Genomic DNA, 14504 nt, shown 5'->3' on the forward strand with positions numbered 1-14504 from the left:
TTCTACCTTCCCCCGCCGATCGAGACCGCGTGTACGTGATCCATATGGTTCTGCGTCGAGCCACCGCGATCACCCATCATCGAAGCGCTTCCATCAGGCTGAATCATCTGCTGCCGCCAGATCATGTGGTCCAACCCCAGCTCGGTGCGATTACGGACCAGGAAGTTGACGACCTCATTGCCGAGCTGGCGCCCTTCGGGGGTATCCCAGTTGGGGATCATGATGTCCAGGGCCAACCCGTCGGGATGCCAGTGCAGCGAATCCGAGCGAACCCCACCAATCTCCTTGATCTCAGGGAACGCAGCGCTGATAGCCCGGTTCATCAGCTTGGTGTACTTCTGCAGCCCACGCTCATTGGCACGGCCGGGACCGCTCGTATCCAGCCCGCGATCGGCACCGCCACCAGGCTTGGTCGACGCTGCTTTGGTGATGGTCTGTCCAGCTGGCGACGCTAGACCGCTCAAGGCGCTCAACGGCTGCCCCAGCGCAGACAATCCGCCCATGCCCGGCATCCCGCCACCCATACCTGGCATGCCGCCCGGCATCCCGCCACCCATCCCGGGCATGGCGCCGCCGAACCCGGCCAACGGTGACGGGCCGCGCGGCACACCGCCAATATCGTTGTACCCCGCGACATTCGCCGCCGTCGAGGCGGCATGAGTACCCGCATCAGCGGTCCCCGCCTCGGCGGTGCCGCGGGTCTCCTCCAGTCGTTGCATGATCGCGGTGATCAACGCCCGCTTACCTTCTGGAGTGTTGGTGGCCAGCCCCATCGACTGCACGTCAGCAACAGCCTGGTCGATGATCAAGGTCATCTCCCCCTGATGCAGCCCTGACGATCCCGCTGCCGATTCCACCTCGGAGTGCGCGGTGTTGTCCTGATCGGCAAGGGCGGCAACCTTATTGCTGATCTGCCACCCACTGTTCTCCTGCCCCTCAGCAGCACCGCCGCTGCCGGGTGCTTGGGCCGGCGGTGCCGGTGGCGGGGTGGCCGGTAACGGCAGCAGCGCCGAGCCGCCCGAGGCCCCGAATCCGTCGCGCACACCACCCATCACCCCCCCAGCCGACCGCACAAACGTCTCCACAGACATCAGTAACCACCTCCAGCAGAACCCGGATTGAACTGAGCCACCTTTGTCAGGTCGCTGCCGTCACGGGAGACGTTGTATCGACCCATCACGTAGTTCATGGCGGCGCTGATGTTGGCCACCGGGTCGTAAATGTTGGTCGAGGTGCCGGGCTGGTGGTTTGCGGCGAACGTTGTCGGAATCGTCTGCAAGCCGCCCCGCGACGAGTTTCCAAAATAGCCGTCAGCCGCAGCGGCACCGTGCGCGTTGGAATCTGTGAGATTGATGGCCAGCGGATTGAAGCTCGATTCACGCGCAGCCGCGGTCATAAGTCCCCGACTCCAGTTCTCTCGCGCCTGGGGGTCAGTGATGCCCATGACGTCGAGCGCCTCGGCCACATAACGTTTGTAGGCCTCCCGGCCGACGGCGAACTTCTCGCGGTCAAACCGAACATCCTTGACAGAAATACGCCCGGCTGACGACACATTCCGCGCAGATCCACTACCCGAAGCACGTTCTGACGCCGCTGCTTTGGTGATGGTCTGTCCGGCCGGGGAGGCCAGTCCGCTCAAGGCGCTCAACGGCTGCCCCAGCGCAGACAATCCGCCCATGCCCGGCATCCCGCCACCCATACCTGGCATGCCGCCCGGCATCCCGCCACCCATCCCGGGCATGGCGCCGCCGAACCCGGCCAACGGTGACGGGCCGCGCGGCACACCGCCAATATCGTTGTACCCCGCGACATTCGCCGCCGTCGAGGCGGCATGAGTACCCGCATCAGCGGTCCCCGCCTCGGCGGTGCCGCGGGTCTCCTCCAGTCGTTGCATGATCGCGGTGATCAACGCCCGCTTACCTTCTGGAGTGTTGGTGGCCAGCCCCATCGACTGCACGTCAGCAACAGCCTGGTCGATGATCAAGGTCATCTCCCCCTGATGCAGCCCTGACGATCCCGCTGCCGATTCCACCTCGGAGTGCGCGGTGTTGTCCTGATCGGCAAGGGCGGCAACCTTATTGCTGATCTGCCACCCACTGTTCTCCTGCCCCTCAGCAGCACCGCCGCTGCCGGGTGCTTGGGCCGGCGGTGCCGGTGGCGGGGTGGCCGGTAACGGCAGCAGCGCCGAGCCGCCCGAGGCCCCGAATCCGTCGCGCACACCACCCATCACCCCCCCGGCCGATCGCACAAACGCCTCCACAGACATGCTCTACACCGCTGCCGGGGTCTTACCTGTCGCGGTGGGGTCGAACCAACCCAGGAAGTCCGGCCCTGAACTGACGCTCTCCAACGGCTGTTCCTGACCCGAGACCAGCACCTTGCCGTTGCCCAAGGCCATCACCTGGTGGTCCTTCCACATACCGACATCACCGGCCTGCAACTTCGTCGGCGGAATCGGCTCAGTCACCGGAGTTCCCGCAGGCGGCAACGTAATACCTGCCTTCTGATACGACTCAGACACCGACGAACCTGCCAACGCCGCTCGCACCGCCTCAGCACCAACAGGCGACCGCGCCTCGGTCACCTCACCACTTGGCAACGTGATCTCCGTGGACTTCGGAGGCTCCACGACCGGCGGAACAACGCCAGGCTCACCGCCACCAGGCGCACCGTTGGCGCCCGCCGGTTGCGTTCCCGCATCGTCCTTGTCGTCAGTGCCCTCGCCCTCGCCGTCCTCGTTCGTATTCCCGGTGTCATCGAACTCAGGACCCTCGGAATCCTTATCGGCCGGCTCATCGGCCGGCTCGTCGTTGAAACCCAGGCCTGCCCGCTCTGGATCGGCCAGTCCAGCCAACGACGATGCCAACGGATCAACGAACCCCGCACCTGGTAGTCCGCCGCCCCCACCACCGAACGGAGAACCCCCGCCTCCGAAGCCGGGGATGCCACCACCGAGCCCAGGAATGCCCCCCATACCCATGCCGGGCATCCCACCCATGCCCAGACCGGGTTGCGCAGCAGCCGCCACAGGCTCGCCAGCCGACTTGTCCTCGGCGCCGCTGCCGCCAGCCTCTCCACCACCGGCCCCGCCATCAGCGCTGCCGCCACCCTGACCACCCACACCTTCATAGGCCTTGGTGTTGTTGTCGGTGTCCTTGGCCTTATCCTCAGCCTCAGCTGCGGCCTTCTCGATGACCCCACGGGCTTCTTCCAACCGCGTCTTGCTGTAGTCCATCAGGGCCTGCTGCCCCTCCGGGGTGTACAGAGCGCCGCTGGCTTTCAGCTCGGCAATCTTCGCCTGCACATCGGAATTGATCTTCTCCAGCTCCACACGACCGGCCTCCCCGGCCGCAGCGATCTCATCGGCACTGATACCGGCCGAGTCCAAATCGTGAAGAGCCTCCAGCATCATCCCGATCTTGCGAGCATTCTCCTTCGCAGCCTCGGCCGCGGGCCCACCGTCACCACCCTCAGGAACACCTGGAGGAGGCGGGGGCGGCGTCGACGGCCCCGCCGGTGGAGTTGGGGCCCCGGGCGGACCGGGTGTCGTTGTGGTCGTCGTAGGCGGACCCTCCGGCGCTGGAGGCGGACTCGGAACCGGGCCAGGAGGAGCCGGTGCAGGCTCCAACGGAAATGGAACACCCCCAGGCCCGGTGCTCAACGGAACAGCACCCGGCCCCGCGAACGCCTTCAACGCATCCCCCACGACCTGGTTAATCGCCAACCCGAAAACGTCCCACGACATAATGCATCGCTCCTTACGCGACTAGAAGTTCAATGCACGCTCGGCAGCGGCAACCGCTTCCAGCGTCGGTAACGTCCCATCAGAAACCCCGTGGTTAGCCAACCATCGATCATGAGCCACCGCCGCTACCGCCCGGCACCGCTTGTTCAGCGTTACCGAATCCCACTGGCGAGCTTCATTGCTCAACGTCACATAGCGCACAAACCCCATCGCGTTCACGCGTACGACCACCGACCGTCGAGATGACATCGCGGTCGCCGCCACCTGCGACATCAGCTCATCGGTCTGCGAATCCTGACTCAGATGCCTGGTCATCGGTCCCCTTCCAGCCAACGCCGCTACGCCACTCACGCACTGATAGACATATTACACACATTGACTAATCACGTGAACAATCAGTGATCAAAACTGTGTGACAGCGTGCGTCAGGGTAAGGCTTGACCACCGCATCCCACGCCCCACCCCTCATGCTCCCCCGACAGTGAGGCCAGCAACGGCGGCTACGGCTGCGTCGCGCTAACACGGGCATCTGGCACGTAATGAATCAAGGCATCCCCCACGGCAGCTACATCGAGTTCAACGTTGAGGTAACGACAGGCTTGAACCCCGCTGCTACCGCGCAGTACACGATGTCGGCCAACGCCGGCGACGCCGGTTGTCGCCAGAAACGAATGAGCTCCGCGATCAGCGCTGTCCGGTAGAACGCCATATACAGCAGACGCTGACGTAGCGAATCTGCCGAAGAATCGAGATCCAGCGGACCGTTCATATGAGGACTGGTGGCATTGCTGTCGTGACGCTGAGCGACCTCGGCATCGTAAGAATCCCAGTCCACGGCCGCGCCCTGGCTGAGTTGATTCAAGAACGCCAGGTCGGCCGCCTCGGCAACATGAATCGGTCCATCCGCACCGCGCACCGGACCATCCGGACCGACCGCACCCGCCGTGGCCACCGCCGACTCCACCACACTCCGGGTGATCACCGCAGCCACCGAGATCGACGCCGGACCCGTACCGACCGACGCAATCTGTTGCGCCAGCGCCGGATCAATCGTCGCCAACCGATGCTGATGGGCACCATCAAGCACGGGCGCAGACCCCGGCGAATGCAGAATCGACCGCATTGTCACCGTCTCGAAATCTGACCACCCCGACAGACGCGGGCCCTCCGCAGTGGTCACCAACGCGCTGCGCACAACCCCAGATACTCTGTCGGACAACGCATCCGCATGTGCGGTGAGCAAATCTGCCGGCCGCCGCCAACCCAAAAAGCCCGACGCCCAGCTCCACGGCAACGCCGGATCAATAGGCGCCAACCGTGCCGTGGTCGGAACAAACACCGAAGCAGGAACATAAACCCCGCCACCAGCGCTAGAGCCAATGACAAGCTGCGGTCCCAGATGCGTGCGCACCACGGCCACAGCCCAATTCACAAATCCGGCATCAATCGTGTTCCACGCGGCATCCGTACCTCGAACCAACCCGTCGATTACCTGACGCGCCAACAGCAAGTCCGCACTCACCTCAGGCTCAGGCATGCTGGCCGCTGTCGCCGCACCCGATGTGCCTGCCATCACCGGAGCAGCGCCGCCCTGCTGACCTGATGGAGCAGCAGCCGCTGGCGCGGCCGCCGCCGACGCAGGAGCTGTTGGTCCCGCAGTGGGTGGACCTGCCGCCGCCCCACCACCGGGCGGAACGAACGGGGCCAACGGCCCGCCACCGGAGCCCGCCGCCGCGGGAGGATGCGCCATCATCGGCATACCGCCGCCACCGCCGACCATCGGCCCCGCAGCAGGGCCCGCAGAACCACCACCGGCAGCCGCCACCGACGGTTGCCCCGGACTCGGCGCAGGAGCCGCTACCGCAGGCGCCGCACCCGGATGCTGGGCCATGAACCTCTCCAACGGAGGCGGTGACACCGCGCCTGAGGAACCAATACCCGACGCCAACCCCGAATTGAAGCTCGACGCCGCACTCGTCAACGACCCACCACTACCCAACGAATCCGCCGCCGACGCAGGCGACGTAAACGCATCCGACAGCGACTTTCCCCCGCTGCCCAACGGATTGCTAAGCCCGGCGGGCATCTGCGGCGGACGCAAACCACCCATCGCCGAACCCGCCGACGGCATACCACCGCCGGCTGAACCGCCCCCCATCGGCAAGCCCGTCGCGGGCATACCCCCAACGGGTCCAAATCCCTGATCGGTTCCGATCGTGCCTGGTATATCCCCTTCTGCGCGAAGGGCATCCTTGGTGGGCGAATCGCCGGTCGCAAGGCCGTCGACGGCCTCAACCGGACGCTCGGCGTCTAAAGCATCGATGTCATCGCCAGTAGCGTCTTTGTCGCCGCTGGTGGACGCTGCCTCTTCCCCCGGCTTCTCTCCGATCGGACGCTCCTCATCCTTCCCTTCGGTATTGCTGACAGGCTGGGTCGTGTTGCCTGTACCTGGTGTTTCGCCGACTGGCGCTTCGGGGATAGGGAATACAGCTGGTGTGGCGGCGATGTCTTCGAGTGCGGTGCTGTAGAGGCTGGCAGCTTCGGCTTTGAACGGGGCCATGGCCGACACGGCAGCGGAAGTGCCGCCGCTGGATTGGGCGGTGTCCCACGCCTCAGCGGCCGCGTCGGCGACGCGGCTGAGGTCAGTTTTCAACCCGGAAACGATCGCACGAAATGAATCAGCCGCTGTCGCAGTCGATTTGAAATGCTTGGCGCCTCCATCGGCGTGATTGACCATTTTGCGCATCAACTCGACACGGGCTTCGCCGCCTTGACCAACTAGCAGGCTCGCACCCTTAGTCATTTCAGTTTGCACCGTATCGGCGTACCCGGAAACCGATGCCGCCATGGACCTTTCGTCGTCGGCAATCGATTGCAAGTCTGTCTCGCTGATGGACGGCCAGTACGGCAGGACGGTCAGTGAGGACGCGCGTCCTGACGGTCGCTGTGCATCCCCTGCATTACCGATTACCGCGGCCATGTAGATGCCCCCGATCTACTCTTCGTCCAGCCCGCACACAGCCCAAACCTCAGCCGACGCCGCTTTATGCGCCTCCACTGTGTAAGGGGGCGGTTCTGCTAGCCCTCGCGCGCGGACCTTTCCATGCGCGGCGATCCGCGCTTCGTACACGGAGGTCATATCAGTGACCGCAGCTCGTACCGGTGGACTAGCGTAGGGGTTTTCTGCGAGGGCGTTCTGCAATGCAGCTACCGCAGGTAGCAGATCCGAACCGGTTGTGTCCGGGGTAGGAATCGCCGTGTTGATGATGGCGTAGCTGGTGCACAGGGCCACGTCTTGAGCGTGTACCTCAGCGGGCGACGGCACACCACCGCCGGCCACGCCGGTCGGATCGCTCTGGATTGCTACCGGTCCTTCGTTGCCGGTCCCAGAGTCACTTGCACCGCCGCCCCCGAAGACAGCGCCCAGTGTCACACCAGCAATCAGCGCGACCACTGCTGTGCCGCCTACCATGGCTGGCATCACCCACCGTCGTCGTGCAGGCGAGGGGGGCTGTCCGGGCGCGCCAGGATGAGGTGCTGGTGGCAGCGCACCGTAGTGGCCGGGCGCCGGAGGATGCGGGGCAGCGCTGTACTGCTGAGTGTTGCCCACGTCGTGCATCACTGGGTGGTTCATGGTGTTGCGCCTCCCTGCGGCGATCCCAATAACGGTTGTCTACAGCCTACCAACGTTACGGTCTGCCCGGCTATCATCTTTTCGACTCGGTTGCGGCCGTCGCGTGGTCTACACGCTGATCGTCGTCGGCGCGACAGCGGTTATCTCTGCCGCGTTCTCGGTGTCCTGCGCTTCCAACTGCGCTGCGCTACCGACATCACCGGCGGCAACCGTGCTTGCCGCCCGGCTCATATCGGCCAAAAATGACGCACGCTGAGCAGGCCATGTGCTGGTAATCGCATTGATCGCCAGCGATACCCCATCGGGCTGTGCCGCCCCGCTGGCCAGACATCCGACGCCTTCTGCCACCCCGGCTGCACCACGAGCAGCGACTGTGGCAGCCTCCGCGCCGGTCGTCGCCCCAGAGGCAGGTAGAGCAATGGGATCGACCTTGATGAGATCTCCCGAGCCACCCGACGGTGCTACTGCTGGCATATCGTTACCCCCTCTGCCCGTGCATGGCCGCTGAAAGCTGGTCAGCAACAGGATGTTTGCGAAGCTCCTCCGGGATTAGCTCAGCGCACCGCTGAAACAGTCGCTCCGAGATCGCATCGATTCCCCGGCGGGCGCGTTCAGCGTTGTCGCCCAAGGCAGCGTTGATCTGATCGTTGAGTTCGTCCACGGTGAGTTCACGTTGAAGACCTTCACGCACGTCGAGGTCGATCAACCGGCCTCGGGAATCGTGAACCACGATCACGTCGTCGTCGTCGTCGCCACTGGACAAGAATTCTTCGGCTTCTTCAATCCAGTCATAGATCAGTCCCAACATCGCATCGTTGGCTTGTAGCGCCGCCGCTGCCGCTGGGTTAGTGGTCGTCGTGGGTGTCGTCACCGGTACTTCCCTCCTGAGTCGCAGCCGCCCTTCGGCGGCCTGGACGCTTCCTCAACTGCTCCAACTCACCGAACACTGCCTCGGTATTGGCTGCGTGCCGATGTACCACCCGTCGATCCGGATGGAGGTCCTTATCTCGCTCGCCGGTCTGGCCACCGCCCAAGCCGCCCATCATCGGCGGCATCATCCCGCCCATCGGCATACGTGCACTGGCCCCACCCGCAGCCCCTGTGCTTGCCGCCGCGGGTGGAGGCGCTGGCATCGCCCCTATACCGGGGGCCGCCGCGGCGGGTGCCGATACTGACGGAGCAGCCGGGAGACCGCCCCCGCCGCCCCCTCCACCGCCGCCGGAGCTGGCAGGGCTGGTGCCGAAGGAATCGTCGAAATCGAAATCGTCTTCACCGCCGCCCAGTTCGGGTGGACTCATCGAGGGCGCTCCACCCAGGCCCGGGATCGACGGCAGCCCGGACAGTGCTGACATCGGTAGGCCACCGCCACCGCTGCCAGGCATCAAACCCGATGCTGCGCCAGCGGATTGGCCGACCGTACCCAAGATTGTGCCCATTACCTCGCCGGCAGTGTTGGCAGCGGGATCGACAGCCGAGGCCAGCGGCTCGGCCGGGGACGTGACTTCTGCCGGGGGCGGTCCCGGCTCGTCGGTGCCGGTGCTGGACTCCAGGGGTGGCTCCTGGGCGTGGTCGGCGGCCAGCTCCGCGTCCTCCTCCGTGTCCGCTCCCTCGCCCTCGCCGCTCTTGTCGGCGCCGTCGCGCTTCTTCCCGGCATCGGTCTCGGCTGGCTTGTCAGCCTCCTCACCGCCCGACGGTCCACCACCGACGATGGGTGGTGGTGCTGGTGGTGGTGCTGGCGCTGTCGTGCTGTCGACGTTGGCCGCGGCCGCATACTGCGTCTGAGCCGCCAGCGCTTGGGCTTTCGCCTCTTGAAGTTTTGTCGTCGCGGTCATCAACGGTTCGGTCACCGTCCCACCGCTGGAGGCATACGTCTGCTGCGCCTTGCGGTACTGCGCGGTGAGCGCTGTGAACGTTTCCGGAGTTGGCGTTTCGTTTCGAGCCGTCTCCACCGTGGTGCTCGCCGCCTCAGCTGATGCTGCGAGTTGTCGGGCGTAGTCCGCCGCGCTGTTGAGCCACTGCGCGTGGCGCCGAATGTTTTCTCCGGCGGGCTGATCACCGTCATCCCACGCGGAGTCGACGCCTGCGCCGGCCCGCTCGGTGTCCCCGGCAACGGAGGCGAGCTTTTCTGCTGTCGTACGCAGCTGCTGCGCCAACGCCCGCAGAGGCTCGCCGCCGGCCCCGCCATGGATTGTGCGGGCCCAGACTTCGCCAGTGCTCGGTTCAGGCACCGCTGGCACCGCTGGCGCGACGGGCAACGACGGTGCCTCTACGTTCCCGCGGGGCAGGGGTGGCGCTGCGCTCGGAGCAGGGGTCGTTCCGCCGCTGGCGATGTGCGCGGCGGCTTCCTGATCGCCCTGCTCCAGCGCCCTGCCGGTGAGGTCGACTGCGAGACCGCCGTGGGCGCGCTGCGAGGCTGCTTGGCTGATCAGCATGTCCAGCCCGCTCGACCATGCGGTGAACGATGCCGCCACCGCCATCGAGACGGTATCGGAGGCAGCCGGTTGGCATTGGGAACACTGAGCGCCCGGCGCGTGGTCGGCCAGCGCTCGACCATGCGAGGTCAGCGCACCAGGATCAACAGCCACCTTCGCCACTATCGCTCCCCCGCTCCGCTATCTGCGCGCACTGCCGCCACCCCTAACTCGTGGAGCTAGCCGTTGCCGGTGATCGCCGAGATCTGTCGAGCCACATCGTCATCGTGCTGTTCGAAGCTCACCCTATGGTTGCGTAGTTTGGCCGCGTGTGCGCGCGCTTCGGCGGCCACCCGCTGGTATGCCTGCTGACGGGCCAGATTCTCGCTGGCCTTGGCCTGCACGAAAGGTTCGTAGATCGCCCCGAGTTGTTCGCGCAGCGCCTCGGGCTGCACAGGTGGCTGGCCGCTGGCCTCCACCGCGTCTGCGTACTCCTCCCACTGCGCTGCAAGTTGTGCTTGTGCGTCGGTGTCGAGGGCGATTGCTTCGCCGCCGCTGCTGGCCATCTGGGCACCTTCCTGTCACACATGAATGTATAGAACTGTTCACGTACTGACTCATTGTGTACGGTACGTCTGAGTAAGCGCAACCCTTTCCGCGTGTCGCTAACAGTTAGCACCGCTCCGGTCTGAAAGAGTCTGAGGTTATGGCGATTCGCAGCACACACAAGGGCGACCGAGCGCAACTCGGACCCCGCGTCGATCGGGTTGTCTACGACAAGGTGGCCGCCAACAGCGGCCAATACGGTGTCGACGGCATACCCATGTCCCAATGGGTTGCCGACCTCCTGGCCGCCATCGTCGGACACCCCGAACTCATGCGCGAACTCGACGGTGAAGACGTCGCCCAGATCCTGGGTCGCGCCCTGGAGAATCCAGATCTTCGGCGCATCCATGGCCGCCGACGCGAGGAGGGCTTGCCGCTGGCGATGTAACCACACCAGCCCTGGCAGAAGTCGCGCCTGACAACTAGGGGCTGCCCACACGAACATCTAAATATCGGATCGCGGTAAACCACCGGAAATGACAAAAGCCCCCGAAGGGGCTCTGTCCCGGTTTCAACCGAAGTTAGCCGCTTCGGTTCGGATACCGATATCCATATCCCCCTGGAAGGGACTAGTCTTGCCGGACTCGTCTCACGATAGCGCATATCCAGACCTTGTGCCAGACCCGGCCGAGGCTGCGTTGGCAAATCGTGATCTTCGTAAAACCAGCATCACCGGCCAGCTACTCATCCGCCCTTCGGCCGGTGATGAGCAGCCAGTATGAGCGCTGCACTACACACCTCTGCCGCCGAGGCGCACCCCGCCGATGTGTGGGCTGGTCTGGCACCTTTAGCTGCGGCTCCGGGCCGCCACCACATGCGGCTATGGACCCCCGAAACAGGCAAGTTCTCCCAGACGGCGAAACTCACCGCGAAATGGCCCACCCAGCCAGCGGCCGTCTACCTCTACTCAGCAAACGCAACGACCGTCCTTTTAGCGCTGGATTTCGACACCAGCCGAGGCGACGCCGCAGGCGTTGAACGCGACCTGCGCACCGCCGAAAACTGGTTCACCAGCTGCGGCGCCCGCGTCATCACCGACTACACCGACGACGGCGGCCGTCACCTGCTCTGCCCCCTCGCAATCGGTACCACCGCCTCACTCCCCGAGATCACCGCCCTGATGCGCGTACTCGCCGGCCATCTCCCCACCCTCGACATCGCCCCCGCCCTCAACCCGGCCCAAGGCTGCATCAGCCTGCCCGGCACCCTCACCAAACGTGGCGGCTACCGCCATCTCGAAGGCACCCTCACCCATGCCCGCGCAGCCTTCATCGAGCGCTCCGCACCAGACATGCTGCCCCGGCTCTACCAGCTCCTCGGCATGCTCAAACCGGCTGCCACCACCGACCCGTCACCACCGGACGAACCACACGACCACCTGCCCGACTACACCACAGGCGAAGGTGAAGAGCGCCGCCTGACCCCCGCCTACACCCGCACCGACCCCCTCCCCGACAGCATCGCCGCCTTCGCCACCCACGGCGACACCGCACCTACGGACCGACCCCACTGGAAAAGCCCGAGCGAAGCACGGTTCGCCACCGTCGTGGCTGCACTCGACCGCGGCTACACCCCAGCAACACTGCGCGAGCTCGTCGCCCCTGACGGCCCCTGGCATGACGGCCTCGGAGCCGCCTACAAGCGATACGGACACGGCGCCGACCGCGCCCTCCTGCGCGACGTCGACCGCGCCTTCGACTGGCTCATCGCAAACCCCCTTCAATACCGACGCCCGCAGCACAAGCAGAAGTACACACAGGGGGGTGCTTTACCAACAGCTACCCACAAAACCGGGTTTAGCGGTCCGCCCGATCTACGGCACTGGCTGGCCAACGCCTTCAGATGGGCCGACCTCGAATATGCCGGTCAGCGCTACCGCTGGACAGTGCACGCAGTTCTGCAAACTCTGGCTGTGCATGCCCTCAAAGCCGGAGACAAGAGCACAGGAACCTGGGTCGTCGGAGTCGGTGGCCGCAGCTTATCCCTGGGTGCTGGACTACTGAGCCCGGACGCGGTGTGGCGCGTCCTCAGAGACCTTCGGGACCGACAAGGATCACCAGTCGTCCTGGTACGCAGCCACATGGGCCTAGAAGCCGACTACTACGCCCTGACCAGCCAGAACAACCTCATTGCCGACCTCAAGCACCACACCGAGCGCATCCGTATCGAAGCAGTCCACGACATATGGCACATCCTCGGCCACCACCTACGCCGAATCTACGAACTCATCGCACACCACGGCCTCACCTATCGTGACGACATCTATGCCGCCGCGGCAGTATCCCGAAGTACCGGGGACGAAGCGGTGCGCCAACTACAAATTCACGGCCTCATTGCAGCGACAGCCCCCAAAATGCTCGGACCCGGGCCAGTCACCCCCACCGTCCTGGCCGAGGCACATCAACTCCCCCACCTACGAGAACAACGCCAACAGACCTACCGCCAACAACGTGCTCAATGGCAAGAATGGCTCGATATCCGGGAGCGGCTGAAAAACGCAGACACCACTTTCGATGCGGCGAAGGCACGGGCCGGCGATGCCGCCCTATCAACGCCGCCGTATAACGTCTTCGCCGATACCCAGGACTACTTGGAATCCGTTCTGCGCACCGGACCGCCCGAGGACATAGAACTTCTCGAAGACCACGCGATCGGCCTAGTCGAGACGATCATGGGAGCAACGCTGCTAAGCCGCCGTGCAGCACCCGCAAAACCGTCACAGTGACGATAGGGGGCCATGGGGCGCTGCTGCGGCGCCAAGCCCCGAAGCTTGATCCGCGGCTTGGTCAGTTGCGCGAGATCGTGATCTTCTTGTCGGGCGCGCGGCCACCGCCGAGATCACCCCCGGCACTGACGTGACACGCAACGTTGGCACGCTCTCCGGTGATTCGTATCTTGACTAGGTGACCGTCTACGGGAATCGCCGACCGAGGTATTCGCCTTGGGTCTCTCCCCCGATATCCCCACCCCGGTCACATTGATGCTCTCCGTGCTTCGCGCGGGACATCTGCCCATTGGGGTAGACGGCGCTGGTCGCGTGCTCGTCCATTTAAATGTCGGCTGCGATCGACGCACTTGTCAGAAGGCTGTGCAAGCATTTGGAGTCAGGTCGCAGTCCTTAGTCGGGGGAGACTTCAACGGTGGATACCATCGTGATAGCCGTCGGGATGCCGTTTTGTCTCGCGTTTCTGGACCAGCCCGTCGATGAGGTCGTCGCACTCTGGGAATCGTGGGTCGAGTCAGGAGAACTCGTTCGAGCACGTCACGAAGACCCCTGCCCGTGACGCGGTGATTCGACTACGCCCCTCCGTGCTGGGTGTAGCTGAATTCATTCCCGAACCAACCGGCCGGCCGACTCTACGGTGACCGGATGCTCTGGTCGCTGCCATCCCTGATTTCGCTGCCTGATGCGGCTGATTCCTCCCCGCAACATTCCCATTTTTGGACGCTTCAGATGAACGGATTCACGGCCAGGCCAGAAGTATCCGACAATGGGTCGACCGGCCTAATCCTGGGCAGATGGGACTTCGGCCGGCTGTAGGTGTGCAAGGACTTGCCGGGGAGCCTCGGTAGCAGTCAGTGAAGTAGCTGCCCAACCCAGCGAGAGCCAGCACTGGGCCTGGATTAGGAAGAAGTGCAGCGTAGGCGCTACACGGCTACGTCGCCAGCGCACTTGGCGCTTCCACCCGACCATGTTGGTCACTAACGTCACCGTGACGAATGTATGTCCAGCAAATCTTTGGACGCCACATACGGCCAGGTGGCATTGCTTTCGACTACCGTTCCAGTAATTCTACATTAGAACGCTAGAACGGTTATTCGATACTTTTGACAAACGATTGAGCGTTGTTATGTACTATCGGTACACCGTTTGATCGTGATACCATTACATCGGATGTTGGTTTGATCGGTACAGCGTTTGATCGGTACAGCGTTTGATCGGTACAGCGTTTGATCGGTACAGCGTTTGATCGGTACAGCGTTTGATCGGTACAGCGTTTGATCGGTACAGCGTTTGATCGGTACAGCGTTTGATCGGTACAGCGTTTGATCGGTACAGCGTTTGATCGGTACAGCGTTTGATCGGTACAGCGTTTGATCGGTACAG

12 protein-coding genes are annotated in these 14504 nt (G+C 64.2%); 3 read left to right on the forward strand and 9 right to left on the reverse strand.

From position 1 onward, the window contains the following. Window positions 1-2: 2 nt before the first annotated feature. From ACNUDN_RS31875 to ACNUDN_RS31895, 5 genes are all read right to left on the reverse strand, one after another. Window positions 3-1091 (reverse strand): VldE C-terminal domain-containing protein, encoded by a 1089-nt coding sequence (locus ACNUDN_RS31875; protein ID WP_419125628.1) that lies wholly within the window; start codon window positions 1089-1091, stop codon window positions 3-5. Further along, window positions 1091-2266: a transglycosylase SLT domain-containing protein gene (locus ACNUDN_RS31880; RefSeq protein ID WP_431961538.1), complete on the reverse strand. Its 1176-nt coding sequence runs from the start codon at window positions 2264-2266 to the stop codon at window positions 1091-1093. The genes ACNUDN_RS31875 and ACNUDN_RS31880 overlap by 1 nt, the downstream gene beginning before the upstream one ends. A 3-nt stretch (window positions 2267-2269) precedes the next feature. Beyond that, complete coding sequence (locus ACNUDN_RS31885; RefSeq protein ID WP_431961540.1) at window positions 2270-3409, reverse strand: hypothetical protein; 1140 nt, start codon at window positions 3407-3409, stop codon at window positions 2270-2272. 357 nt (window positions 3410-3766) lie between these two features. Further along, window positions 3767-4060, reverse strand: a complete 294-nt coding sequence (locus tag ACNUDN_RS31890) for a hypothetical protein (protein WP_046366374.1) — start codon at window positions 4058-4060, stop codon at window positions 3767-3769. 250 nt (window positions 4061-4310) lie between these two features. Next, entirely contained in the window at window positions 4311-5255 is a 945-nt protein-coding gene (locus tag ACNUDN_RS31895; protein ID WP_498450179.1) for an EspK C-terminal domain-containing protein, read from the reverse strand. Between the two features lie 148 nt (window positions 5256-5403). Here ACNUDN_RS31895 and ACNUDN_RS31900 point away from each other — a divergent pair, with 148 nt between their 5' ends. Beyond that, on the forward strand, window positions 5404-5949 hold the full coding sequence (locus ACNUDN_RS31900; RefSeq protein ID WP_419125632.1) for a hypothetical protein: 546 nt from the start codon (window positions 5404-5406) through the stop codon (window positions 5947-5949). A gap of 1538 nt (window positions 5950-7487) precedes the next feature. On the opposite strand, the gene ACNUDN_RS31905 is transcribed toward ACNUDN_RS31900, so the two are convergent. From ACNUDN_RS31905 to ACNUDN_RS31920, 4 genes are all read right to left on the reverse strand, one after another. Further along, entirely contained in the window at window positions 7488-7727 is a 240-nt protein-coding gene (locus ACNUDN_RS31905) for a hypothetical protein (RefSeq protein WP_419125633.1), read from the reverse strand. A 130-nt stretch (window positions 7728-7857) separates the two neighbouring features. Next, window positions 7858-8250 carry a hypothetical protein gene (locus tag ACNUDN_RS31910; RefSeq protein WP_234788920.1) on the reverse strand — a complete coding sequence of 131 codons (393 nt, stop codon included), beginning with the start codon at window positions 8248-8250 and terminating at the stop codon, window positions 7858-7860. Beyond that, complete coding sequence (locus ACNUDN_RS31915) at window positions 8225-9964, reverse strand: PPE domain-containing protein (RefSeq protein ID WP_419125634.1); 1740 nt, start codon at window positions 9962-9964, stop codon at window positions 8225-8227. Before ACNUDN_RS31915 ends, ACNUDN_RS31910 begins: the two co-directional genes overlap by 26 nt. Window positions 9965-10029: 65 nt before the next feature. Continuing rightward, a complete protein-coding gene (locus tag ACNUDN_RS31920) occupies window positions 10030-10356 on the reverse strand; it encodes a hypothetical protein (RefSeq protein WP_419125635.1) in 327 nt (108 codons plus the stop codon). Window positions 10357-10496: 140 nt separating this feature from the next. On the opposite strand from ACNUDN_RS31920, the gene ACNUDN_RS31925 reads away from it, so the two are divergent. Together ACNUDN_RS31925 and ACNUDN_RS31930 are read left to right on the forward strand one after the other, a co-directional pair. Further along, entirely contained in the window at window positions 10497-10784 is a 288-nt protein-coding gene (locus tag ACNUDN_RS31925; RefSeq protein WP_260758398.1) for a toxin-antitoxin system, read from the forward strand. Between the two features lie 330 nt (window positions 10785-11114). After that, entirely contained in the window at window positions 11115-13121 is a 2007-nt protein-coding gene (locus ACNUDN_RS31930; RefSeq protein ID WP_419125636.1) for a hypothetical protein, read from the forward strand. The last annotated feature ends 1383 nt before the right edge of the window (window positions 13122-14504 follow it).

The organism is Mycobacterium sp. smrl_JER01, from assembly GCF_048513595.2.
GTDB lineage: Bacteria > Actinomycetota > Actinomycetes > Mycobacteriales > Mycobacteriaceae > Mycobacterium.

Excerpts from the sequence above, each read along its gene's own strand:
- ACNUDN_RS31880 (WP_431961538.1), bottom strand. The coding sequence starts at position 2,266 with ATGTCTGTGGAGGCGTTTGTGCGATCGGCCGGGGGGGTGATGGGTGGT.
- ACNUDN_RS31925 (WP_260758398.1), top strand. The coding sequence starts at position 10,497 with ATGGCGATTCGCAGCACACACAAGGGCGACCGAGCGCAACTCGGACCC.
- ACNUDN_RS31920 (WP_419125635.1), bottom strand. The coding sequence starts at position 10,356 with ATGGCCAGCAGCGGCGGCGAAGCAATCGCCCTCGACACCGACGCACAA.
- ACNUDN_RS31875 (WP_419125628.1), bottom strand. The coding sequence starts at position 1,091 with ATGTCTGTGGAGACGTTTGTGCGGTCGGCTGGGGGGGTGATGGGTGGT.
- ACNUDN_RS31890 (WP_046366374.1), bottom strand. The coding sequence starts at position 4,060 with ATGACCAGGCATCTGAGTCAGGATTCGCAGACCGATGAGCTGATGTCG.
- ACNUDN_RS31930 (WP_419125636.1), top strand. The coding sequence starts at position 11,115 with ATGAGCGCTGCACTACACACCTCTGCCGCCGAGGCGCACCCCGCCGAT.
- ACNUDN_RS31885 (WP_431961540.1), bottom strand. The coding sequence starts at position 3,409 with ATGCTGGAGGCTCTTCACGATTTGGACTCGGCCGGTATCAGTGCCGAT.